The following is a 22,517-nucleotide window of genomic DNA, read 5'->3' as shown; positions in this document are numbered from 1 at the left end:
TTGACCCGGTCAACCCGGACCGCCCCGGACCGACCCGGTCTCACGGCCGGTCGAGACGCAGCCGTTCGGCCCTCGGCAGCCCGGCCACGACGAGGTCGTACGAGTCCTCGATCAGCTCTCTCACCAGCCGGTCGGGGAGCCCGCCGTCCACGGTCACGGTGTTCCAGTGCCGTTTGTTCATGTGGTAGCCCGGGGTGATCAGTCCCGCGTGGTCGGCGCGCAGCCGTACCGCGTCCTCGGGGTCGCACTTGAGGTTGACCTTGAGGGGTTTCGCGTCGATCCAGCTCAGCGCGAACATCTTGCCGAGCACCTTGAACACGGAGACGTCCGGGCTGAAGGGGAAGTCCTCCTCGGCCGCGTTGAAGGACAGGCAGTGGGCGCGCAGCTGGTCCGGGGTCACTCGGCCGCGTCCCCCTCCGGGTCGTCGGCGGCCGGCACCGGCTCCACCAGCACCGTCACGATCTTGTTCCGGCGGCCGGCGGCCGACTCGGCGGTCAGCGCCAGCTTGCGTCCGTCGGGGAGTTCGACCAGGGCGGAGGCACCGGCGATGGGCACCCGGCCGAGCGCCTTGGCGAGCAGCCCGCCGACGGTCTCCACGTCCTCGTCGTCGTACTCGTCGAGGCCGTACAGCTCACCGAGGTCGGTGATGTCGAGACGGGCGGTGACCCGGTAGCGGTCGTCGCCGAGGTCGGTGACGGGCGGGAGCTCACGGTCGTACTCGTCGGTGATCTCGCCGACGATCTCCTCCAGGATGTCCTCGATGGTGACGATCCCCGCCGTGCCGCCGTACTCGTCGATGACGACGGCGACGTGGTTGCGTTCCTTCTGCATCTCGCGCAGCAGGTCGCCGGCGTTCTTGGTGTCGGGCACGAAGAACGCGGGCCGCATGGCGGTGGAGACCAGGTCGGACTCGGCGTCCCGGCTGATGTGCGTCTTGCGGACCAGGTCCTTCAGGTACACCATCCCGACGATGTCGTCCTCGCTCTCCCCGGTGACCGGAATCCGCGAGAAGCCGGACCTGAGGGCGAGGGTGAGGGCCTGCCGGATGGTCTTGTACCGCTCGATGACGACGAGGTCGGTGCGCGGCACCATGACCTCCCGCACCAGGGTGTCGCCCAGTTCGAAGACCGAGTGCACCATCCGGCGCTCCTCGTCCTCGATCAGCGACTCCTTCTCGGCGAGATCGACCAGCGCCCGCAGTTCGGCCTCGGAGGCGAACGGGCCGCGCCGAAACCCCTTGCCGGGAGTGAGCGCGTTGCCGAGGAGGATGAGGAGATACGGGACCGGGCCCATGATCCTGGCCAGCGGCAGCAGCACGTACGCGGCGGCCGTGGCCGTGTTCAGCGGGTGCTGGCGGCCGATGGTGCGCGGCGAGACGCCGACGGCGACGTACGACACCAGGACCATCACGCCGATCGCGGCGAGCAGCGCCTGCCAGGTGGCGGGGATCTCCTGGAGGCAGGCGTAGGTGACCAGCGCCGCCGCCGCCATCTCGCAGGCCACCCGGACCAGCAGGGCCACGTTGAGGTAGCGGGTGGGGTCGGCGGCGACCTGGGCGAGCCTGGCGCTGCCGCGCCGCCCGGACTTCACCGCCTCCTCGGCGCGGAAGCTGGAGACGCGGGCGATGCCGGCCTCCGCGCAGGCGGCCAGCCACGCGACGACGACCAGCGCGATCGCGCCGAGGACGATCTGCGGACTCATACGGATACGACCCGGCCCCCGGTCAGGAGACGGTCGGCGCCGGGGACGGGCCGGTCAGGCCCTGCTCCGCGCGCCAGCCGTCCACGATGGCCGCCTGAAGACCGAACATCTCGGCCTTCTCGTCGGGCTCCTCGTGGTCGTAGCCCAGCAGGTGCAGCACCCCGTGGACGGTGAGCAGCTGGAGCTCCTCGTCCATGGAGTGCTGCGTGTCGGCCTCGGCCCCCTGCTTGGCGGCGACCTCCGGGCAGAGCACGATGTCGCCGAGCAGCCCCTGCGGCGGCTCGTCGTCGTCCTTCGACGGCGGCCGCAGCTCGTCCATCGGGAACGACATCACGTCGGTCGGACCCGGCAGGTCCATCCACTGGATGTGCAGCTGCTCCATGGCGTCGGCGTCCACGACGATCACCGAGAGCTCGGAGAGCGGGTGGATGCGCATCCGTGCGAGTGCGTAGCGGGCGATGTCGAGGATCGCCTGCTCGTCGACCTCGGTTCCGGACTCGTTGTTGACGTCGATCGACATGGCGCGGTGCTTGTCTACTTCCCCTTGTGCCCGGACTTCGAGCGGCCGCCCTGGTGCGCGCCGTTCTCCGTGCCGTGCTTGCTGTCGTACTTCTCGTACGCGTCGACGATACGGCCCACCAGCTTGTGCCGTACGACATCGTGGGACGTGAGGCGGGAGAAGTGGACGTCCTCCAGCCCCTCCAGGATGTCCTGCACCTGGCGCAGACCGGACTTGGTCCCGTTCGGCAGGTCGACCTGGGTGACGTCACCCGTGATCACGATCTTCGAGTCGAAGCCGAGCCGGGTGAGGAACATCTTCATCTGCTCGGGCGAGGTGTTCTGGGCCTCGTCGAGAATGATGAAGGCGTCGTTGAGGGTGTTGTGCGTCAGCAGGTAGTCCTGCGTGACGTAAAGCGAGTCCTCGGCCGCCACCTGGATGCAGACGGTCTCCTCCCGGCCTGCGGGTTCGATGGCGTCGATGAACCGCATCGGCCGTCCGCCGCCGCCTGCCGCCTGGTACTTGTCGCGCTTGCGGGCAAGACGGAAGGGTTCGATGCCTTCGGGAAGACGGATGTCCACGATGTGGGCGTCACGGCGGTGACAGACTTCGCGCCCGTTCGCCAGACCCGGCTTACGGCCCTCGGCGGACCTCCGGCGCGTGTACGCGATACCGCCCAGCGACTGCACGAGTGCGGTTACATCGTCACGGAGCATGATCGATGTCGTCGTGTACTGGATGCGGCAGGTCCGGTCCTTCTGCGTGACGGGACCGCCGTCCGAGTCCAGGAGTCCTTGAAGGACGGCCAGCCGTACCTCGGCGGAGTTGTACAAGTAGGCGTCCGGAACGAACTTGGTGTGCGAACGAGTACGCAGCAGGTCGAGCCCACGCAGGACCGTCACGACCGGATTCTCCAGCGTGACGACGCCCCCGGGCGACTTGATCCGGTTGAGCACGTAGTCGGGCCCGCCCTTGTGCCGGACCGCCACTCCCGGCAGCGCCGACTCCAGCGCCACGGCCAGCTCGGGGTCTTCGGTCGCGAAGGACGGCGTGGTGGAGCCGGTCAGGCAGCCGTCGCCGAGCAGCAGACCCAGCGCGTACGGGTCCATGGGGACCTCCTGCTCCGGGAAGCAGACCGGCGCCGTGAGCATCGGCAGCTCGTACCGGCGGGCGTGCCCCGCCCGAAGGCTGCCGATCATCTCCCGGGTCTCCAGGACCCGCCACCCCTTGTCGCGGCGCCTGTCCGACGCCGTGCGGACCGTCCACAGGTGCTCACCGCAGCACAGAGTCCAGGAGCCGTCCTGGGCGGTGACGCGGTAGACGTCCTTCTCGCCCTGTGGGTAGACCCCTAGAACCGGAGTCGGCTCACCGTTCGATCCGATGACGAGGTCACCGACCTGAAGGTCTCCGATGGGGCGCCAGCCGTCCGGTGTCAGGACGTTCGTGAAGAGCGGCTGTGCCCGGCCCCGCATGTACGCCAGTGGCGCGACCTCGATTGTCCCGGAAGCCATCAGCTTCGGGATCGAGTCCGGGTCGAGCATGTCGTGCAGCGCGTCGTACAGGGGGCGCAGGTACGGGTCGATCTTCTCGTAGAGCGTGCCCGGCAGGAAGCCGAGCCGCTCGCCCGCCTCGACCGCGGGCCGGGTCAGGATGATGCGGTTGACCTGCTTGGACTGCAGGGCCTGCACCGCCTTCGCCATGGCCAGGTACGTCTTGCCGGTACCGGCGGGGCCGATGCCGAAGACGATCGTGTGCTTGTCGATCGCGTCGACGTACCGCTTCTGGTTGAGGGTCTTGGGGCGGATGGTGCGGCCGCGCGAGGACAGGATGTTCTGGGTCAGAACCTGGGCCGGGGTCTCCTCCGCGCCCTCCCCGTTCTCACTCGCCCGCAGCATGGCGATCGAGCGTTCCACTGCGTCCTCCGTCATCGGCTGCCCGGTGCGGAGCACCAGCATCATCTCGTCGAACAGGCGCTGGACGAGGGCGACTTCGTGCGCCTCGCCGACCGCACTGATCTCATTGCCCCGGACGTGTATGTCGGCCGCCGGGAAGGCCTTCTCGATCACGCGCAGCAGGGAGTCGCCGGATCCCAGCACGGTGACCATCGGGTGCTGGGCGGGAACCTCGAACTGAGCTCGGGCCTGCTGCTGCGCGGAGGTGTGAGCTGTGGGTGTCTGAGTCATGGGCCGGCGCTTAAGGCCTGCGGTTCCTCCTCATCACGGCCGCGTAGCTGAGGGCGGCCTCGCGGTATCAAGCCTACGACGCGGGACGGACAACGCCGTAGGCCTTTTCACCGGGAAGGGCGCCCCCGTTGCCGCGGTGAGCCCTGCATGCGCTCCGGTGGGCCAGGGCAGAATCCGAACGGTCGTCCGTATGTCCTTACAGAGTCCTCCGGCATGCGCCGGTTGTTCTTCCGCGTCCTTCCGCATCCTTCCGCATCCTTCCGCGTCCTTCAGAAAGCAGGGAGCCGTGCAGCTGCGTCTGCCCACGTCGGTGTCCGAGGCCCGGGAGTGCCTGGCGGAGGGGGCGATACCGGTCGGCGGCGCGACCCTCGTGTGGGCCGCGTGGCTGCGGGACGGCTTCCCGGCCCTGGCGGTGTCCCTGCGGAAGGTGCCGGAGGCGACGGCGGTCGGGGACCGGGTGCTGGGCGGCGCGGTGCTGCTGGGCCAGGTGGACGACCGGGTGCCGGAGGTGCTGCGGCTGGCGGCGAAGGGCGTCGGCACGGGGGCGGTGCGCCGGGCGGCGACGGTGGGCGGGAACATCGCCGGGTCCAGTCTGCGGGACCTGCTGCCGGCGGCGATGGTGCTGGACGCGCGGGCCGACGTGCTCACCGCGGACGGGGTGGACGAGGTGGAGCTGGCGGAGGTGGTGGCGAAGTCGCCGGTGCTGCTGGCGCTGCGCTGGCGGGAGCCGGTGCGGGGCGCCTACGTCAAGGTCGCCGACCCGGCGGGGGGAGAGGTTCCGACGATTGTCGCCGCGGGGGTGGACACGGAGGGGGTGCTGCGGGTGGCGGTGCGCGAGGGATACGACGTGAGCGGGGGGAGTGCCGGGGCCGACGGAGACGGGGTGGAGGAACTGTTCGCCGGGGAGCTGTCGGGGGTGTCGGAGGGGGTCCGGGAACTGGTGCGGGAGCAGGTTTCCAGGGTGCGGGGGGAGTAGGCGGGGGCGGTGCGGTCGTCACTCGGCTGCGGGCCGGTGGGGGCCGCTCGCGCAGTTCCCCGCGCCCCTAGGGGCGCGCTGCCCAGCCGTGTCTCGATAGCCGCGGGCAGTCGTGCCGCTGGGGCGGCACGGGTGGGCTCTGGGGGTCCCCCCGGCCGAAGGCTGGGGGAGGCACCCTGCTCGCGCCGGTAGGCGAAACCCCGTCCCCAGCCCCCACTCCCCCGCACTTGCCGCCCCGCCCCACTCACCCGCACCCGCACCCCGCCCCGCTCACCCCGTCCCGCCGAACCCGATCGTCGGTACCGCTCTGCGCAGGGGCCAGGGCCTCACCTGGTCCTCGTCCGGCACCAGGCCCTCCAGGAACGCGTAGCGGCGCAGCGCCGCCGGGTCCTGGCCCGCCACCGACTGGACCTCCCGCCACCACGCCCCGATCTCCGACCAGCCCGGCGCCGACAGCGAGCCGCCGAACTCCTGGACGGACAGCGCCGCCGTGAGCCCCGCGAAGGCGAGGCGGTCCGCGAGCGGCCAGTTCGCGAGCGTGCCGGTGACGAACCCGGCGACGAAGACGTCGCCCGCGCCCGTCGGGTCGAGGGCCTCCACGGCGATCGCGGGGACCTCGGCGGACTCGCCGGTCCGCCCGTCGACCGCGTAGGCCCCCTCCCCGCCGAGGGTGACGACCGCGAGCGGCACGTGCTCGGCGAGGGCGTGCGCGGCGGCGCGCGGGCAGTCGGCGCCGGTGTACCGCCTGGCCTCCTCCGCGTTGGGCAGGAACGCCTCGCAGTACTCCAGGTCGGCGAGGTTCGCCAGATCCCAGGCCCCGGTGTCGTCCCAGCCGACGTCACCGAAGATCAGGGTGCCCTCGGCGGCGGCGCGGGCGATCCACGGGTTGCGTTTGCCGGGCGTGAGGGAGGCCACCGCGGCGCGCGCGTGCGCGGGGTGGCCGGGCGCGTTCTGCTGGCGGAACAGGGTGTCGGCGGGCGGTTCGTGCCCGTGCGAGACCATGGTCCGCTCCCCCTCGTACGCCATGGAGACGGTCACCGGCGAGTGCCAGCCGGGCACGGTGCGGGACGGGGAGAGGTCGATGCCCTCGCCCCGCGCGAGCGTGTCCCAGCAGTACTCGCCGTAGTGGTCGTCGCCGAAGGCCGCAGCGAGGGACGTCCTCAGGCCGAGGCGGGCGAGGGCGGTGGCCATGTTGGCGATGCCGCCGGGGCTGGAGCCCATGCCCCGCGCCCAGGACTCGGTGCCCCGGACGGGGGCGGAGTCGAGGCCGGTGAAGATGATGTCGAGGAAGACGGTGCCGGTGAGGTAGACGTCCCAGGGCGGATCGCCCGGCGCGCGCAGCCCGGCCAGCGGGTCGACCTGCGCGGCGCAGTGCGGTGTCGTTGCTCCCCTGTCGTCGTCGAGGTACTCCGGTTCCTCTCCGGCGAACGCGTTGGACGCGGTCACGGTGCGCTCCCTGACGTGGTGCGGATCCGGCCAGTGTGCACCATGGCACGGGAGCGGCGGCCGCTTGCGTCGTACGACCGCCCGGACGGGCACCGCGCGCGCCGCTACCAGCGGGGCACGGCCGGTGTCGTCCACCCGGGTTCGGCCACCCGCATCGCCGCCGCGTCGTCGCGGTCGCGGAGCGTCCCGTCGTCGTCGAGCCAGCGCCGGTGCAGCCGTCGTAGCTTCTCGTGGTCGAGTTCGACGCCCAGACCGGGCGCGTCGGGGACGGTGACCCGGCCGGCGTCGAAGGTGAGCCGTTCGGTGAGGACGTCCTCGGTCTGCCAGGGGTAGTGGGAGTCGCAGGCGTGGTGGAGGTCGGGGACGGTCGCGGCCACGTGGGTCATCGCGGCGAGGCTGATCCCGAGGTGGGTGTTGGAGTGCATGGAGACGCCGACGCCGAAGGTCCGGCAGACGGCGGCGAGGTGCTGGGTGTTGCGCAGCCCGCCCCAGTAGTGGTGGTCGGAGAGGACGACCTGGACGGCGCCCTTGATGAACGCCTCCTGGATCTCCCCGAAGGTGGTCACGCACATGTTGGTGGCGAGCGGGATGTCCGTGCCCGCGGCCACCTCGGCCATCGCCGGGGTGCCGAGCGCCGGGTCCTCCAGGTACTCGAGGACGTCCCCGAGTTCCTTCGCGACCTTCAGCGAGGTCTCCACCGACCAGGCGCCGTTGGGGTCGAGGCGCAGCGGGTGGCCGGGGAACGCCTCGGCGAGCGCCCGTACGGCCGCGATCTCCTCGTCGGGCGGGAAGACCCCGCCCTTGAGCTTGAAGGAGGTGAAGCCGTAGCGCTCGGTGAAGCTGCGGGCCTGTGCCACCACCCCGGCCGGGTCGAGCGCGGCGCCCCAGTCGTCGGTCTCGGCGGGCACCCCCTCGGGATGCGCGGCCCACTTGTAGAACAGGTACGCGCTGTACTCGACCGAATCGCGCACCTTGCCGCCGAGCAGCGCGTGCACGGGCAGTCCGAGCGCCTTGCCGAGGGCGTCCAGGCAGGCCACCTCGAAGCCGGAGACCACGGACAGCCGCAGTTTGTCGGCGGTCTGCACGCCCCGCAGCCCGCCGACGTCGACCTGCGCGGAGACCCGGGCCGTGTCCACGGCGACCTCGTCGGCGACGGTGAACAGCCCGTTCAGGTCGCCGACCTGCCGTCCCCGCAGCCGTTCGGCGAACGGCCGGGCCAGTTCGAGGTACTTGGTGTCGCCGTAGGTCTCGCCGACGCCGACCACCCCGTCGGCTGTCTCCACCTCCACGATCAGGCGGGGCGTGTACGGCTGGTGGACGCCCTGCGTGTTCAGCAGCGGTGGGTCGGCGACCAGGATCGGCGTCAGGCGGACGTCGGTGATCGTGAGGTTCACAGGGACGCTCCTACGAGGTCGAGTCCGGCGGCGAGCAGGGTCTTCAGGTCGGCGAGGTCCGCGGGCGAGGGGTCGGTGAGCGGGGCGCGCACCGGTCCCACGGGGCGGCCGCGCAGCCGGGCCGCCGCCTTGACGAGGGACACGGCGTACCCGGGGACGCGGTCGCGGAGTTCGACGAGCGGCACGTAGAAGTCGCGCAGCAGCTTGTCGACCGCGCCGTGGTCGGCGCCGCGCAGGGCGGCGAAGAACGCGTCGGCGATCTCCGGGGCGAAGGCGTGCACGGCGGAGGAGTAGGCGGGGACGCCGACGGTGGCGTAGGCGCGGGCCTGGATCTCGGCGGTGGCGGCGCCGTTGAAGAAGAGGAAGCCGTCGGGGGCGGCGAGGGTGAGCCGCTGGAGCCGGTCGAGGTCGCTGTGCCCGTCCTTGAGCCCGACGACGCCGGGGATCCGGGCGATCCGTGTCAACGAGGCGGCCGTGTAGGCGACCTGACCGCGCTGGTAGGCGATGAGCGGCAGCGAGGTGCGGGCCGCGAGCTGTTCCAGCTGCGCGACCAGTCCGTCCTGCGGGGCCGCGACGAGGTAGTGCGGCAGCACGAGCAGGGCGTCGGCGCCCGCCTCCTCGGCGACGCGCGCGAACCGGGCGGCCTGCGCCCAGCCGTACCCCACGCCCGCGACCACCGGCGCCCGCCCGCCGGCCTCCTCCACCGCCACGGCCACGACCTGCCGGTACTCGTCCTCGGCCAGCGAGAAGAACTCCCCGGTGCCGCAGGCCGGGAAGAGGGCCCCGGGCCCGGCGGCCAGCTGACCGGCGACGTACGTCCTGAACCCCTCGACGTCGAGTGACCCGTCGGGGTGGAAGGAGGTGAGCGGGAACGACAGCACCCCGCCCGCCATCCCGTCCCGCAGCCTGCGCACCACGCTCTCCGGCCGTCCGCCCATCGAACCCGTCTCCCCACCTGGATGTTATCTACGTATGAAGACAGAGACTAGATATGCGAACATCTCCTCGTCAACGGCACCCGCGGCCCCGCCCCGTACGATCTGCACATGTCCGAGACAGCAGGCGTCCGCGAGGTGAAGTCCGCGGCGCGCACGGTGGAGTTGCTGGAGCTGCTCGCGGCCCGCGCCGACCGCCCGGCCCGCCTCCAGGAACTCGCGGCCGAACTCGGCGTCCCGCGCAGCTCGATGTACGCCCTGTTGCAGACCCTGATCGCCCGCGGCTGGGTCCGCACCGACGCCACCGGCTCCCTCTACGGCATCGGCATCCGCACCCTGCTGACCGGAACCAGCTACCTGGACTCCGACCCGCGCGTCCGCCTCGTACGCCCCTTCCTCGACGAGGCGTCCGAGGCGCTCGGCGAGACGATCCACCTGGGCCGCCTGGACGGCGCGAACGTGGTCTACCTGGCGACCCGGGAGTCCCACGAATACCTGCGCACGATCAGCAGGGTGGGCCGCCGCCTCCCGGCCCACGCGGGCGCCCTGGGCAAGGCCCTCCTCGCGGAACGCCCCGACGGCGAGCTGCCCGAGGGCCCGTACGAGCCCTTGACCGCGAACACCCGAACGACCCGCGCCGGCCTCGCCGCCGACCTGGCCGGGGTCCGCGCCCGCGGCTGGTCGACCGACCGCGAGGAGGGCGTCCTCGGCATCACCGGCTTCGGCTTCGCCCTCCGCTACGACACCCCGGCCCAGGACGCCATCAGCTGCTCGGTACCGGTGGCCCGCCTGACACCGGAACACGAGGCCCGCATCGTCGAGGTGATGCGGGAGACCCGCACCAGAATCGAATCGGCCACACCGGGCGGCACAGTCGACTGGCGCTAGCACAAAGCGCCCCCGTCAGGGGCGCGAGGAACTGCGCGAGCAACCACCACCGGGCCGCACCCGCCAACGCACCGCTCCCCCACGGCGCGCGGCGCTGCTACCCCCTGCCCCGCCCCCGAAACCGAACATGACCCACATCACACCCCCCGCGCTTCTTCGATCCCCCGGCGCTTGATACAAATTGCCCGCGCGTTCCTGTCCCTCGACGGCCTGCGCCCAACCCCCGTCCTGAACCGCTCCTTTCGCATGCCTGGGAACGCCCGTGTCCGCCCCCCGCACCACCCCCTGGCCCCTCGTCGCCCTGTTCACGGCCGGGTACCTCGCCCCGTACCTCCTGCCGACCACCGTCGGCAGACTCGACTCCGGGCTCCCCCTCACCCCCACCGAGGCCGGCGCCATCGGCAGCGCCCTGCTGCTGAGTTCCGCGGCGGCCGGCTTCCTGCTCGCCTCCCGCGTGGACCGCTTCGGTCCCCGCACGCTCGCCCGCGTCGGCCTGCTCCTCGCCGCCCTCGGCTACGGCGGCGCGGCCCTCACCACCCACCTCCCGGCGGTCGTGGCCGGCGCGGTCGTCGGCGGCTTCGGCTCCGGCACGGTCACCGCGGTCGCCGCCACCGGCATCGCCGCCCAGAAGGACCCGCACCGCGTCACCACCCTCGGCCTGCTCGCCGTGTCCGCCCTCGCCGGTGCCGTCTACCTGACGGTCCCGCACCTAGGCCCGGGCCACGCGCAGCCCCTCGCCGCGATCGCGCTCACCGCGCTCGCGGTCTGGCCGCTCACCGCGCGACTGACCCCCCGTACGGCCGGGACCGTCGCCGTCACCGCCGGCCCGCGCCTGCCCCACCTGCGCTCCGGACTGCTGCTGGCCGCCGCGATGCCCTGCTGGTCCGCCGCGCAGAACTCGCTGTGGGGAGTGAGCGGCCGGATCGGCCTGGCCCAGGCGCACCTGAGCGAGGCGACCGTCGGCGCGGTGTTCGCCGTGGCGCTCGGCTTCGGCCTGCTGGGCGTGGTCGGCGCGGGCGTGCTCGGCCCGCGGCTCGGCCAGGCCCTGCCGATCGGGCTCGGCACGGTGCTGATCGCGGGCTGCATCGCGCTCAGCGCGTCCGCCACCGACCTGACGACGTTCGCGTCCGGCGAGATCGCCTGGAATTCGCTCTACCCGGTCGTCCTGTCGTACGTCATCGGCCTGGCCGCCGCCCTGGACCCGCGGGGCCGCTGGGCGGTGCTCGTCGGGTCGGCGTCGTCGCTGGGCACGGCCGTCGGCCCGATGACCGGCAGCCTGCTGGCGGCCCGGGCGGGCTTCCCGGCGATGGGGACGGTCCTGGCGGTGGGCCTGCTCGCGGTCGCGGTACCGCTGACGGCGGTGGCGCTGCGCCGCAGGACCACCACCGTCGCGACGCACCCCGCGCTCACCGACGGGACGGTACGGCTGGACGTGGCCGCCTAACCGAACTCGTAGGCCTCCACCTCGGCGAGGTAGCGGGCCCGCAGTTCCTCGTCGTCCTCCAGGAAGGACGCGAGGAAGGAGTTGCGGGCCAGCTCCCGCATCTGCTCCCGGGACAGGCCCAGGGTGTCGCGCACGGCGTGGTAGTTGTCGGCGACGTACCCGCCGAAGTACGCGGGGTCGTCGGAGTTGACCGTGCACAGCAGCCCGGCCTCGATCATGGCCGGAAGCGGATGGTCGGCGAGCGCGTCGACCGCGCGCAGCCGGACGTTCGAGAACGGGCACAGCGTCAGCGGGATCCGCTCCCGCACCAGCCGCTCCACCAGCTCCGGGTCCTCCATGCAGCGCAGCCCGTGGTCGACGCGCTCCACGCCGAGCACGTCCAGCGCCTCGGTGATGTACTCCGGCGGGCCCTCCTCACCGGCGTGCGCCACCCGCCGCAGCCCGAGCGCGGCGGCCGCCTCGTACACCTCGCGGAACTTGACCGGCGGATGCCCGACCTCGGCGGAGTCCAGTCCGACACCGGTGATCCGGTCCAGGTACGGCTTCGCGGCCTCCAGCGTCGCCATCGCCGACTCGGCGGAATCGTCGCGCAGGAAGCACATGATGAGGCGGGTGGAGATCCCGTGGCTGTGGACGCTCCGGTCGAGCGCCCGCCACAGGCCCTCCACGACCGTGTCCATGGACACCCCGCGGGCGAGGTGCGCCTGCGGGTCGAAGAAGATCTCCGCGTGCCGCACGCCCTGCGCGGCGGCCCGCGAGAGGTACGCGTCGGCGAGGTCGTCGAAGTCCTGCTGGGTGCGCAGGACGGCCATCAGGTCGTAGTACAGGTTCAGGAAGGACTGGAGGTCCTCGAACTGGTACGCCTTGCGGAGCGCTTCGGTGTCCGGGTACGGCAGTTCGATGCCGTTGCGCGCGGCCAGCATGAACGCCAGCTCGGGCTCCAGGGTGCCTTCGATGTGGAGGTGCAGTTCTGCTTTCGGGAGGGGCATCAGAGCATCGTACGGCCGTTTCACCTGCGCTTCGGGACCGGCACTCGGAGCAGGTCGTGGGCGACGGTCAACTGGCCGTCGTAGCCGGCGGCCCGTGCCTGCCGTCCGAACTCCTCGGGGTCGGCGTAGCGCTGGCTGAAGTGGGTCAGGACCAGGTGACGTACGCCGGCGTCGCGGGCGACGGCCGCCGCCTGTCCGGCCGTCAGGTGGCCGTGTTCCGCGGCGAGTGAGGCGTCCTCGTCGAGGAAGGTCGACTCGATGACGAGCAGGTCGCAGCCCTCGGCGAGGACGTGCACCCCCTCGCAGAGCCGGGTGTCCATGACGAACGCGAACCGCTGGCCGCGCCGCACCTCGCTGACCTGGTCGATCGTGACGTCACCGAGGACGCCCTCGCGCTGGAGCCGGCCCACGTCGGGGCCGGTGACGCCGTGCGCGGCGAGCCGTTCGGGCAGCATGCGCAGGCCGTCGGGTTCGGTGAGCCGGTAGCCGTAGGACTCGACGGGGTGGGAGAGCCGGCGGGCCTCGAGCCGGTACGACCGGGTGACCGCGAGGTCGCCGTCCGCGTCGACGGGGACCTCGGTGACGCCGACGGTCTCCCGGTAGGCGGTGGCGTACCGGAGGCGGTCGAAGAAGCGCTGCCCGGAGCGCGGGTAGTGGGCGGTGACCGGGTGCGGGACCCTGTCGAGGTTGATGCGCTGGACGACCCCGGCGAGGCCGAGGCAGTGGTCGCCGTGGAAGTGGGTGACGCAGATCCGGTTCAGGTCGTGGGCGGCGACCCCGGCGCGCAGCATCTGCCGCTGGGTGCCCTCGCCGGGGTCGAAGAGGATGCCCTCGCCGTCCCAGCGCAGCAGGTAGCCGTTGTGGTTGCGGTGCCGGGTGGGCACCTGGCTGGCCGTGCCGAGGATCACCAGTTCACGTACGGACACGGCCGGCTATCCGGGCGGCCAGTGCAGGCCGCGGCCGCCGAGGACGTGGGCATGGGTGTGCCAGACGGTCTGGCCGGCGCCGGTGCCGGTGTTGAAGACGACGCGGTAGCTGTCCAGCTTCTCGTCGTCGGCGACGGCCTGGGCCTCGCGCAGTATGTCGGCGGCGATCGCGGGTTCGCCCTCGGCGAGTTCGGCCGCGTTCTTGTAGTGGACCTTGGGGATCACCAGGACGTGGGTGGGGGCCTGGGGGTTGATGTCCCGGAAGGCGACGGTGGTGTCCGTCTCCCGGACGATCGTCGCGGGGACGTGGCCTGCGACGATCTTGCAGAAGAGGCAGTCGTCCTGGGGTTCCCCTGGCATGCCGTTTCCTTCCTGGGCACCGTGAGCGATCTTCCGGGGCATCGTATCGTCGTCGGGTGCGGTTCGGTGAGGGCTGGTCGCGCAGTTCCCCGCGCCCCTTGGTTGGTGCGGTTGCCGCATGTCGACACAGCCCCGCGCCCCTTTACGTCGGCAGCACCGGCGGTGTTTTCGCGGGGCTGTTCTCCAATGCCTCCAGTGCGAGGCGGACGGCCTCGTCCAGTTGCGGGTCCCGCCCCGCGCCCCAGTCCTGGGGGGTCTGGACGACCTCCACGTCCGGGTCGACGCCGTGGTTCTCCACCCCCCAGCCGTAGCCCTCCAGCCAGAACGCGTACTTCGGCTGGGTGACCAGGGTGCCGTCGACCAGGCGGTAGCGGCTGTCGATGCCGATGACGCCGCCCCAGGTGCGGGTGCCGACCACCGGGCCGATCCCCAGGGCCTTGATCGCCGCGTTGACGATGTCGCCGTCCGAGCCGGAGAACTCGTTGGCGACGACCACGACCGGGCCGCGCGGCGCGTCCCGCGGGTAGCTCTGCGGGCGCATGCCGCGCGGCAGGTCCCAGCCGACGATGCGGCGGGCCAGTTTCTCCACCACGAGCTGGGAGGTGTGGCCGCCGCGGTTCTCGCGGACGTCCACGACGATGCCCTCGCGGGCCATCTCCACGCTCAGGTCACGGTGGATCTGGGCCCAGCCGGGCGCCTGCATGTCGGGGACGTGGAGGTAGCCGAGACGGCCACCGGACGAGGCGTGGACGTGGGCGCGGCGGTCGGCGACCCAGGCGTGGTAGCGCAGGGGCTCCTCGTCGAAGACGGGTACGACCACGGGGTGGCGCAGGTCGCCGCCGCCGGCCGGGGACACGGTCAGTTCGATCGCCTTGCCCGCGGTGCCGACCAGGAGCGGGCCGGGGCCGGTCACCGGGTCGACGGGACGGCCGGCGACGGCCACGATCGCGTCGCCGGGACGCACCGCGACGCCGGGCGCCGCCAGCGGGGAACGGGCGCCGGGGTCGGAGGTCTCGGTGGGCAGGATCCGGTCGATGCGCCAGCTGCCGTCCTCGTGCCGGGAGATGTCGGCGCCGAGCAGGCCCTGCCGGGCGCCGCCGCCGTGGCCGCTGCGCGGGGTGACGTAGGCGTGCGAGGTGCCGAGTTCGCCCTGCACCTCCCAGAGCAGGTCCACCAGGTCGTCGTGGGTGGCGCACCGGTCGACGAGCGGACGGTAGCGGTCGAGCACACCGGTCCAGTCGACACCGCCGAGGTCCGGCCGCCAGAACTGGTCGCGCATGATGCGGCCGGTCTCGTCGAACATCTGCCGCCACTCGGCGGCCGGGTCGACACTCGCCCGGATCCGGGTCAGGTCGACGGTGATGTTGGTGTCGCTGTCGTCGTCGCCCGAGGCGCGGCGGTCGCTGGGTACGACCCTGAGCTTGCCGTCGGCCCGGAGCAGGACGCGTTTGCCGTCACCGCTGACCTCGAAGCGGTCGGCGTCGGAGGCGAGGTACTCGATGCGCTGCTGGGCGAGGTCGTAGCGCTCCAGCTCGGTCTTGGGCGACGGGTCCTCGGGGTGGGCACGGGAGGCGCCGAGGACACCGCGCACCGGGTGGCGCAGCCACAGGACACCGTCCTTGGCGGCCCGCAGCCCGGAGTAGCGGCCGGCCTCCACCGGGAACGGCACGATCCGGTCGGCGAGGCCCTCCAGGTCGATGCGGGTGGCGGGGGTGCCCTCGGCGTCCGGGGTCTCGTCCTTGTCGGGGGTCTCGAAGGGGCGGCCGTGGCGCTGCGGGCCGAACGGCGAGGGGGTGGTGGCCGCGAGGGTGATCAGGTGCGGGCGGTCGCCGACCACGAAGGCCAGGTCGAAGACGTGCTCGTCGTAGACCGGGTCGAAGGAGCGGGTGGAGAGGAAGGCGAGGTGCTTGCCGTCGCGGGTGAAGACGGGGTCGTAGTCCCGGAACCGCAGCGGGGTGGCCTCGGTGACGGTGAGGTCGGTGGTGTGGGCGATGCGGAGCTGGCAGAGCCCGCCCGCGCCGGGGTGGGACCAGGCGAGCCAGCCGGAGTCGGGGGAGAACGCCAGCCCGGACACGTCGCCGTCCTCGCTGCGGTCGACCTCGCGGACCTCGCCCGTCTCGCGTTCGACGAGGAGCAGCCGGCCGTCGTGCGCGGCGACCGCGACCCGGCTGCCGTCGGGGGCGACGGCGAGGTCCAGGACCCGGCCGAGCTGTCCGACGGCGAGCCGGCGCGGGGTGGAGCCGGGGGCGAGGCCGGTGGCGGGCGCGAACTCCAGGGCGTCCTCGCCCTCGGCGTCCGTCACCCACACCACCCATTCCTCCGTGTCCGCGCGGAAGGTGACGGGCAGCCGGGCCCGCACCCCGGGCCGGGCGGCGAGGGCGCGCGCCGGACCGGACCGGTGGGTCACCCAGTGCACGCCGCCGCGCACCAGGACGGCGCTGCCGCGCCCGGTGTGGTCGGGCGAGGCGGAACCGAACCAGCGGGCCGCGTCGACCGGGTACGGCTGCCGGTCCACCCGCTGCCCGCCGAGCCGGACGTCCAGCGGGCGCGGCTCGGCGCCCTCCAGGTCGTCCAGGAGCCAGAGTTCACCGGCCGAGGCGTAGACGACCCGGGTGCCGTCGCTCGCCGCGTGCCGGGCGTAGAAGCCTCCCCCACTCTCGGCTTCGCTCGAGCGGGAGGTGCCCCCAAGGGGAGTGTGCCTGCGCAGGTCGGAGCCGTCGGCCAGGGAGGAGTACAACGCCCCGGTGCCCTCGTGGTCGGAGAGGAACGCGAGCCGGTCGCCGACCCATTCGGGGTACTCCAGGTTCCCGTCGAGTTCGGCGTGCAGCCGTACGAACTCGCCGTCGCCGTCCCGGTCGATCCACAGCTTCCCGGCCGTACCGCCCCGGTACCGCTTCCACCAGGCCGCCTCGCGGCCCATCGGCGCGGACAGCAGCACGGTGGCGGGCCCGTGGGCCACATGCCCGACCGGGCCGTACGGAAGGACGGTGGACGGTCCGCCGTCGAGCGGGACCGCGTGGGCCCAGCTGCGCCGGAGGCTGGACTGACCGTAGGTGGTGATCGCGAGGACCCGTCCGTCGTCGGTCCAGCCGCGCACCTGGGTACGGGAACTCCCCCAGTGCGTCAGGCGGGTCGAGGGACCGCCGTCGACGGGAGCGACGTGGATCTCGGGGGCGCCGTCGCGGGTGGAGGTCCAGGCGACCGTGGTGCCGTCGGGCGAGATGCGCGGCAGGGTCACCGGCACGTTGTCGGCGCTGACCCGCCAGGCCCGGCCGCCGTCGAGGGGCGCGAGCCACACGTCGTCCTCAGCGGTGAAGGCGATCAGATCGCCGTGGACGTGGGGAAATCGGAGGTAGGACCGCGGTCCTGTCGCTGCACCCTGAGTCACCCGCTCAGCCTATGCAGCGGGGTCCGTCCGCCGGGGCCGATTTCGATCACTTTCCCTGCACGGGCCAGCAGGTGGGGTCACCCTGGCACCAGATCGTCCTCGTCACGGTCACGGTGGGGCCGGGCCGCTGCCCGTAGGTGGGGGGCCGGTAGGTGCTGTACGCGGGGCCGGGCGTGGCGTCGCAGTTCCCGAGGCCGTTCACCCGGAACCACTCCTTGCCGCCGACCTTCGCGACGAGGTCGCCGCGCACACAGGCACCGCTGACCGCCTTGGTGACCCGGCCGGTGACGGTGATCGGCCGCCCGTCCTTGGTCCTGCCCTTGCAGTCGACGGAGACGACGGTGGTCTCGGACGCCGAGGGCGTCCTCGTCGCCGAGCCGGACGCGCCCGCCGTGCCGTAGCTGCCGGTGCAGGTGAGCCAACTGACGTCGACGTGCTGCCGTTTCAGCTCGGCGGTGGCCGTCTGGTCGGTGGTGTAGGCGACGGTCGCGGTGTTCAGGTCGCTCGGCCGACAGCCCACCAGGACGCCCGCGGCGACCACCGTGAGCCCCGCCACGGCCGCCGCCCTGCTGCCGCGCGGCCGGCGCCGAATCCGCCTCAAAGCCCCCATGGAGGGCAGCCTGCCACCGTCCCGGCCGTGGCGGTAGGGGGCTTACGGCCACTCAGTTGTTCGCAGCCGTCACCCTCAGGTGCGCAGCAGCAGCCACTCCTGGAGCTCCACCAGGTTCCCCTCCGGGTCCTTCAGGTGGGCGACCCGCATCCGCTGCGTCATCGGCGCCGGCCCGTGCACCAGGACCGCACCGCGTGAGGTGATCTGCTCGCAGTAGGCGTCCAGGTCGTCGACGCGCAGCACCACCAGCGAGCGGTGCCCGGTCGCCGCGTCCCCCAGTTCGTCCAGTGTCTCGGCCATCATCGCCCGGTCCTGCAGGGCGATCCCCGCGGACCCGGCGTGCGGACTGAACTTCTCGTACGGCCCCTCGCTCGCCGCCGACTGCGGCTTCAGCCCGAGCACGTCGGAGTAGAAGCGGTAGCAGGCGGCGAAGTCGGTGACCAGGAGCCGGACTTGGGCGAGTTCCACGGCGCGTTCCCCCAGGAGGTCGTGCGGGTGCGGTGCGGCTGTCGTGCGGGTCAGGACCACCGGCCGGTGCGGCCCAGCAGCAGGGCCGCGGCCGCGGTGCCGGCGGTCGACGTACGCATCACCGTAGGCCCCAGGGTGTACGCCCGCGCACCCGCCTCCTCGAACAGCGCCAACTCGTCCCGGGCCACGCCCCCTTCGGGCCCGACGACCAGCACGATCTCGCCCTCGGCGGGCAGTTCGGCGGTGGCGAGCGGCGCACTGTCGTGCTCGAAGTCGGAGTGGAGCACGGCGGCGAAGGCGGCGCCGGCGAGCAGCGCCGCGACCTGCTTGGTGGACGCCGTGTCCGCGACCTCGGGGAAGCGCACCCGGCGGGACTGCTTGCCGGCCTCGCGGGCGGTCGCCCGCCACTTGGCGAGCGACCTGAGCCCCCGGTCGCCCTTCCACTGGGTGATGCACCGGGCGGCCTGCCAGGGCACGATCGCGTCGACGCCGACCTCGGTCATGGTCTCCACGGCGACCTCCCCGCGGTCGCCCTTGGGCAGCGCCTGCACCACGGTGATCCGGGGCGCGGGCGCGGGCTCCTCGGTCACCGTGCCCAGGCGCACCACGAGCCGGTCCTTGCCCTCGGCGGCGACCACCTCGCACACGGCGTGGCGTCCGGCGCCGTCGGTGAGCACGACCTCCTCGCCGGCCTCCAGCCGCTTCACGGAGACCGCGTGCCGCCCCTCGGGGCCGTCCAGGACGTACTGGCCGCCGCCCTCCGCGAGGTCCGCGGGGAACCGCTCGACGACGAACACGGGCGCTGTCATCGCCCCTCCTCCTTGGTCGACAACGCTGTCGACGCGGCCGCGAGTTCCTCCGCGAGGGTCTCCACGAGCCGGCCGGCGGGCAGCTCCCGGGCCAGCCGGTGGCCCTGCCCGGCCCACAGCGCCATGCCCTGCGCGTCCCCGGCCCGGGCGGCGGCCTTGCGCAGCGGGGCGGTGAGGTGGTGGACCTCCGGGTAGGCGGCGGGCGCGTACGGGCCGTGCTCGCGCAGGAAACGGTTGACCAGGCCGCGGGCGGGCCGCCCGGAGAACGCCCGGGTCAGCTCGGTCCGCGTGAACAGCGGATCGGTCAGCGCCTGCTTGTGCAGGTCGGGGGCGCCGGACTCGGGGGTGGCCAGGAAGGCCGTGCCCAGCTGGGCGGCGCTCGCGCCCGCCGCGAGCACGGCCGCGATCTGGCTGCCGCGCATGATCCCGCCCGCGGCGACCACGGGCAGGCTCACGGTCTCCCGGATCTGGGCGACCAGGGCGAGCAGCCCGATCCCGGAGCCGTCGTTCTCGGGGACGTCCCGGTGGGTGCCCTGGTGACCGCCGGCCTCGACGCCCTGCGCGATCACCGCGTCCGCACCGGCCCGCTCGACGGCGAGGGCCTCCTCGGCCGTGGTCGCGGTGACGAGGGTGAAGGTGCCGGCCCGGCGCAGGGAGTCCAGGGCCTCGCGGCTCGGCACACCGAAGTGGAAGGAGGCCACCGCCACCGGGTTGTCGAGGAGGACGGCGAGTTTCGCGTCGTACCCGTCGTCCCGGCCGCTGTCCGGGTCACCGAGCTCGGTCCGGTACCAGGCGGCCTCACCGGCCAGCTGGTGCGCGTAGAGGTCCACGGCCCCAGAAGGGGGCGCGGCGTTGGCCGCTCCGGTGGAGCCGGTGCTTGCACCGGGGTACTCGGGCTGCGGCATGAAGAGGTTCACGCCGAAGGGACGGCCGGTCAGTCCCCGCAGTTGTTTGATCTCCTGGTACATCCCGTCGGCGGTCTTGTACCCGGCGGCCAGGAACCCCAGGCCGCCCGCCTCGGACACGGCGGCGGCGAGCTGCGGACCCGAGGCGCCGCCCGCCATGGGGGCCTGCACGATCGGAAAGCGGCAGAGATCGGTCAGTGCGGAGGACATGACGGCATGTTGTCACGTCCTCCGAACAAGACCGAATCGGCCGCCGCATTGGCACATGCCAGGAATGTCGCGGCCCGTCAGCGCCCGTTGAACGCGTCCTTCAGCCGGCTGAACAATCCCTGCTGCCCCGGCTGGAACTGCCCCGTCGGCCGCTCCTCTCCGCGCAGCTTCGCCAGCTCCCGCAGCAGCCGCTCCTGCTCCGGGTCGAGCTTGGTGGGAGTCGTCACCTCCACGTGGACGATCAGGTCGCCCCGGCCGCCGCCCCGCAGGTGCGTGACCCCGCGGCCGTGCAGCGGGATCGACTGCCCGGACTGCGTGCCCGGCCGGATGTCGACCTCCTCCAGCCCGTCCAGCGTCTCCAGCGGCACCTTCGTACCGAGGGACGCCGCCGTCATCGGGATGGTCACCGTGCAGTGCAGGTCGTCCCCGCGCCGCTGGAACGTGGAGTGCGGCAGCTCGTGGATCTCGACGTACAGGTCACCGGCGGGTCCGCCGCCCGGGCCGACCTCGCCCTCTCCGGCGAGCTGGATCCGGGTGCCGTTGTCGACACCCGCCGGGATCTTCACGGTCAGCGTCCGCCGCGACCGTACCCGTCCGTCACCGGCGCACTCGGGGCACGGCGTCGGCACGACCGTCCCGAAGCCCTGGCACTGCGGGCACGGCCGCGAGGTCATGACCTGGCCCAGGAACGACCGCGTCACCTGCGAGACCTCACCGCGGCCCCGGCACATGTCACACGTCTGGGCGGTGGTGCCCGGCGCCGCGCCCTCACCGTTGCAGGTGTTGCAGACGACCGCCGTGTCGACCTGGATGTCCTTGGTCGTGCCGAAGGCCGCCTCGTCGAGCTCGACCTCGATCCGGATCATCGCGTCCTGGCCGCGCCGCGTCCGCGACCTCGGACCGCGCTGCGACGCCGTGCCGAAGAACGCGTCCATGATGTCCGAGAAGTTCCCGAACCCGCCGGCGCCGAAGCCGCCCGCGCCCCCGCCGCCGCTCTGCGACAGCGGGTCCCCGCCGAGGTCGTAGACCTGCTTCTTCTGCGGGTCGGAGAGCACCTCGTAGGCGGCGTTGATCTCCTTGAACCGCTCCTGGGTCTTCGGATCCGGGTTGACGTCCGGGTGCAGCTCGCGCGCGAGCCGGCGGAAGGCCTTCTTGATCTCTTCCTGCGACGCGTCGCGGCGCACGCCGAGAACGGCGTAGTAGTCCGTGGCCACTTACGACTCCGCCAGGATCTGTCCGACGTACCGTGCCACCGCTCTTACCGCTCCCATCGTTCCCGGGTAATCCATGCGGGTCGGTCCGACCACGCCGAGCTTGGCGAGTGCCTCGCCGCCCGAACCGTAACCGACCGACACCACGGACGTGGAGTTGAGTCCCTCGTGGGCGTTCTCGTGACCGATGCGCACGGTCATGCCCGAATCCCCCGCCTCGCCCATGAGCTTGAGGAGCACCACGTGCTCCTCAAGAGCCTCCAGGACGGGCCGGATCATGAGGGGAAAGTCATGTCCGAAGCGGGTGAGATTGGCGGTACCGCCGATCACCAGCCGCTCCTCGTTCTCCTCGACGAGCGTCTCCAGCAGGGTGGAGAGCACCGCCGCGACCGTACCGCGGTCCTCGGCCTCGAAGGCGTCCGGCAGGTCCTCCACCAGCCGGGGCACGTCCGAGAACCGGCGGCCCGCGACCCGGCTGTTCAGCCGCGCCCGCAGATCCGCCAGGGACGCCTCCCCGAACGGCGCCGGACAGTCGACCAGCCGCTGCTCGACCCGCCCGGTGTCCGTGATCAGCACCAGCATCAGCCGCGCGGGGGCGAGCGCGAGCAGTTCCACGTGCCGCACGGTCGACCGCGTCAGCGACGGGTACTGCACCACGGCCACCTGCCGCGTCAGCTGGGCCAGCAGCCGGACCGTCCGCGCCACGACGTCGTCGAGGTCGACGGCGCCGTCGAGGAAGTTCTGGATGGCCCGCCGCTCGGGCGCGGTCATCGGCTTGACACCGGCCAGCTTGTCGACGAACAGCCGGTAGCCCTTGTCGGTGGGGATCCGCCCCGCACTGGTGTGCGGCTGGGCGATGTACCCCTCGTCCTCCAGGGCGGCCATGTCGTTGCGGACGGTCGCCGGCGAGACACCGAGGTTGTGCCGTTCGGTCAGCGCCTTCGAACCCACCGGCTCCTCGGTGCCGACGTAGTCCTGGACGATGGCGCGCAACACCTGGAGCCTGCGTTCACTCAGCATCCCGCGCCACACCTCCAGAAAGTCGTCCCCGCGGCCTTTCGGGTCTTTCGTCTGGCACTCTGCGAGCCCGAGTGCCAGCGTCCCCGGCCCAGTGTACGGCCGTCGGGTACCGACTGGGCAAGGTCGGTACGGGGACGGTACGGACCCGCCGCGTT

The 22,517-nt window shown here is 72.5% G+C and carries 20 protein-coding genes; 3 read left to right on the top strand and 17 right to left on the bottom strand.

The window, feature by feature from the left end; genetic code table 11:
* Window positions 1–40: 40 nt before the first annotated feature.
* From AB0958_RS05295 to AB0958_RS05280, 4 genes are read right to left on the bottom strand one after another with little or no spacing between them, the layout of a single operon-like run.
* A complete protein-coding gene (locus AB0958_RS05295) occupies window positions 41–400 on the bottom strand; it encodes an MmcQ/YjbR family DNA-binding protein (protein WP_366888946.1) in 360 nt (119 codons plus the stop codon).
* Window positions 397–1,701 (bottom strand): hemolysin family protein, encoded by a 1,305-nt coding sequence (locus AB0958_RS05290; RefSeq protein ID WP_366888945.1) that lies wholly within the window; start codon window positions 1,699–1,701, stop codon window positions 397–399. Before AB0958_RS05290 ends, AB0958_RS05295 begins: the two co-directional genes overlap by 4 nt.
* Window positions 1,702–1,723: 22 nt before the next feature.
* A complete protein-coding gene (gene ybeY, locus AB0958_RS05285) occupies window positions 1,724–2,221 on the bottom strand; it encodes an rRNA maturation RNase YbeY (RefSeq protein ID WP_046732884.1) in 498 nt (165 codons plus the stop codon).
* A 14-nt stretch (window positions 2,222–2,235) separates the two neighbouring features.
* Window positions 2,236–4,383 carry a PhoH family protein gene (locus tag AB0958_RS05280; protein ID WP_366888944.1) on the bottom strand — a complete coding sequence of 716 codons (2,148 nt, stop codon included), beginning with the start codon at window positions 4,381–4,383 and terminating at the stop codon, window positions 2,236–2,238.
* 286 nt (window positions 4,384–4,669) lie between these two features.
* Here AB0958_RS05280 and AB0958_RS05275 point away from each other — a divergent pair, with 286 nt between their 5' ends.
* Entirely contained in the window at window positions 4,670–5,359 is a 690-nt protein-coding gene (locus tag AB0958_RS05275; RefSeq protein WP_366888943.1) for an FAD binding domain-containing protein, read from the top strand.
* A gap of 270 nt (window positions 5,360–5,629) precedes the next feature.
* On the opposite strand, the gene AB0958_RS05270 is transcribed toward AB0958_RS05275, so the two are convergent.
* The 3 genes from AB0958_RS05270 to AB0958_RS05260 form a co-directional block, all read right to left on the bottom strand.
* Window positions 5,630–6,805 carry a PfkB family carbohydrate kinase gene (locus AB0958_RS05270; protein WP_366888942.1) on the bottom strand — a complete coding sequence of 392 codons (1,176 nt, stop codon included), beginning with the start codon at window positions 6,803–6,805 and terminating at the stop codon, window positions 5,630–5,632.
* Between the two features lie 104 nt (window positions 6,806–6,909).
* Complete coding sequence (locus AB0958_RS05265; RefSeq protein WP_366888941.1) at window positions 6,910–8,199, bottom strand: glucarate dehydratase family protein; 1,290 nt, start codon at window positions 8,197–8,199, stop codon at window positions 6,910–6,912.
* On the bottom strand, window positions 8,196–9,137 hold the full coding sequence (locus AB0958_RS05260) for a 5-dehydro-4-deoxyglucarate dehydratase (protein ID WP_366888940.1): 942 nt from the start codon (window positions 9,135–9,137) through the stop codon (window positions 8,196–8,198). The genes AB0958_RS05265 and AB0958_RS05260 overlap by 4 nt, the downstream gene beginning before the upstream one ends.
* Before the next feature lie 108 nt (window positions 9,138–9,245).
* Here AB0958_RS05260 and AB0958_RS05255 point away from each other — a divergent pair, with 108 nt between their 5' ends.
* Window positions 9,246–10,022 carry an IclR family transcriptional regulator gene (locus tag AB0958_RS05255; protein ID WP_366888939.1) on the top strand — a complete coding sequence of 259 codons (777 nt, stop codon included), beginning with the start codon at window positions 9,246–9,248 and terminating at the stop codon, window positions 10,020–10,022.
* A gap of 262 nt (window positions 10,023–10,284) precedes the next feature.
* A complete protein-coding gene (locus AB0958_RS05250) occupies window positions 10,285–11,466 on the top strand; it encodes an MFS transporter (protein WP_366888938.1) in 1,182 nt (393 codons plus the stop codon).
* Here the strand turns inward: AB0958_RS05250 and AB0958_RS05245 are convergent.
* The 10 genes from AB0958_RS05245 to hrcA form a co-directional block, all read right to left on the bottom strand.
* The gene (locus AB0958_RS05245; protein ID WP_366888937.1) at window positions 11,463–12,455 is read right to left on the bottom strand and encodes an adenosine deaminase; all 993 of its coding nucleotides are present in this window, start codon (window positions 12,453–12,455) and stop codon (window positions 11,463–11,465) included. The genes AB0958_RS05250 and AB0958_RS05245 overlap by 4 nt on opposite strands.
* A 20-nt stretch (window positions 12,456–12,475) precedes the next feature.
* Complete coding sequence (locus AB0958_RS05240) at window positions 12,476–13,381, bottom strand: ribonuclease Z (RefSeq protein WP_366888936.1); 906 nt, start codon at window positions 13,379–13,381, stop codon at window positions 12,476–12,478.
* Window positions 13,382–13,387: 6 nt separating this feature from the next.
* A complete protein-coding gene (locus AB0958_RS05235) occupies window positions 13,388–13,741 on the bottom strand; it encodes a histidine triad nucleotide-binding protein (protein ID WP_366888935.1) in 354 nt (117 codons plus the stop codon).
* 142 nt (window positions 13,742–13,883) lie between these two features.
* Window positions 13,884–17,129, bottom strand: coding sequence for a S41 family peptidase (locus AB0958_RS05230; protein ID WP_366888934.1), 3,246 nt, complete (start codon window positions 17,127–17,129; stop codon window positions 13,884–13,886).
* A gap of 46 nt (window positions 17,130–17,175) precedes the next feature.
* The gene (locus tag AB0958_RS05225; protein WP_366888933.1) at window positions 17,176–17,739 is read right to left on the bottom strand and encodes a hypothetical protein; all 564 of its coding nucleotides are present in this window, start codon (window positions 17,737–17,739) and stop codon (window positions 17,176–17,178) included.
* Window positions 17,740–17,814: 75 nt separating this feature from the next.
* Window positions 17,815–18,207, bottom strand: coding sequence for a VOC family protein (locus tag AB0958_RS05220; protein ID WP_366888932.1), 393 nt, complete (start codon window positions 18,205–18,207; stop codon window positions 17,815–17,817).
* A gap of 50 nt (window positions 18,208–18,257) precedes the next feature.
* Window positions 18,258–19,016 (bottom strand): 16S rRNA (uracil(1498)-N(3))-methyltransferase, encoded by a 759-nt coding sequence (locus tag AB0958_RS05215; protein ID WP_366888931.1) that lies wholly within the window; start codon window positions 19,014–19,016, stop codon window positions 18,258–18,260.
* The gene (locus AB0958_RS05210; protein WP_366888930.1) at window positions 19,013–20,131 is read right to left on the bottom strand and encodes a nitronate monooxygenase; all 1,119 of its coding nucleotides are present in this window, start codon (window positions 20,129–20,131) and stop codon (window positions 19,013–19,015) included. Before AB0958_RS05210 ends, AB0958_RS05215 begins: the two co-directional genes overlap by 4 nt.
* Before the next feature lie 77 nt (window positions 20,132–20,208).
* A complete protein-coding gene (gene dnaJ, locus AB0958_RS05205) occupies window positions 20,209–21,345 on the bottom strand; it encodes a molecular chaperone DnaJ (protein ID WP_046733194.1) in 1,137 nt (378 codons plus the stop codon).
* A complete protein-coding gene (gene hrcA / locus AB0958_RS05200; protein ID WP_366888929.1) occupies window positions 21,346–22,362 on the bottom strand; it encodes a heat-inducible transcriptional repressor HrcA in 1,017 nt (338 codons plus the stop codon).
* Between the last annotated feature and the right edge of the window lie 155 nt (window positions 22,363–22,517).

Source organism: Streptomyces sp. NPDC006655, from assembly GCF_040703965.1.
In the GTDB taxonomy this organism is placed as follows: Bacteria; Actinomycetota; Actinomycetes; order Streptomycetales; family Streptomycetaceae; genus Streptomyces.
Note: the sequence above shows the minus strand (reverse complement) of the source record. Positions and strands in the feature narration are given on the sequence as shown.

What these genes read in the sequence shown, in the direction of transcription:
- AB0958_RS05290 (WP_366888945.1), bottom strand. Translation starts at nt 1,701, where the DNA reads ATGAGTCCGCAGATCGTCCTCGGCGCGATCGCGCTGGTCGTCGTCGCG.
- ybeY (WP_046732884.1), bottom strand. Translation starts at nt 2,221, where the DNA reads ATGTCGATCGACGTCAACAACGAGTCCGGAACCGAGGTCGACGAGCAG.
- AB0958_RS05280 (WP_366888944.1), bottom strand. Translation starts at nt 4,383, where the DNA reads ATGACTCAGACACCCACAGCTCACACCTCCGCGCAGCAGCAGGCCCGA.
- AB0958_RS05260 (WP_366888940.1), bottom strand. Translation starts at nt 9,137, where the DNA reads ATGGGCGGACGGCCGGAGAGCGTGGTGCGCAGGCTGCGGGACGGGATG.
- AB0958_RS05255 (WP_366888939.1), top strand. Translation starts at nt 9,246, where the DNA reads ATGTCCGAGACAGCAGGCGTCCGCGAGGTGAAGTCCGCGGCGCGCACG.
- AB0958_RS05245 (WP_366888937.1), bottom strand. Translation starts at nt 12,455, where the DNA reads ATGCCCCTCCCGAAAGCAGAACTGCACCTCCACATCGAAGGCACCCTG.
- AB0958_RS05235 (WP_366888935.1), bottom strand. Translation starts at nt 13,741, where the DNA reads ATGCCAGGGGAACCCCAGGACGACTGCCTCTTCTGCAAGATCGTCGCA.
- AB0958_RS05225 (WP_366888933.1), bottom strand. Translation starts at nt 17,739, where the DNA reads ATGGGGGCTTTGAGGCGGATTCGGCGCCGGCCGCGCGGCAGCAGGGCG.
- AB0958_RS05215 (WP_366888931.1), bottom strand. Translation starts at nt 19,016, where the DNA reads ATGACAGCGCCCGTGTTCGTCGTCGAGCGGTTCCCCGCGGACCTCGCG.
- AB0958_RS05210 (WP_366888930.1), bottom strand. Translation starts at nt 20,131, where the DNA reads ATGTCCTCCGCACTGACCGATCTCTGCCGCTTTCCGATCGTGCAGGCC.
- hrcA (WP_366888929.1), bottom strand. Translation starts at nt 22,362, where the DNA reads ATGCTGAGTGAACGCAGGCTCCAGGTGTTGCGCGCCATCGTCCAGGAC.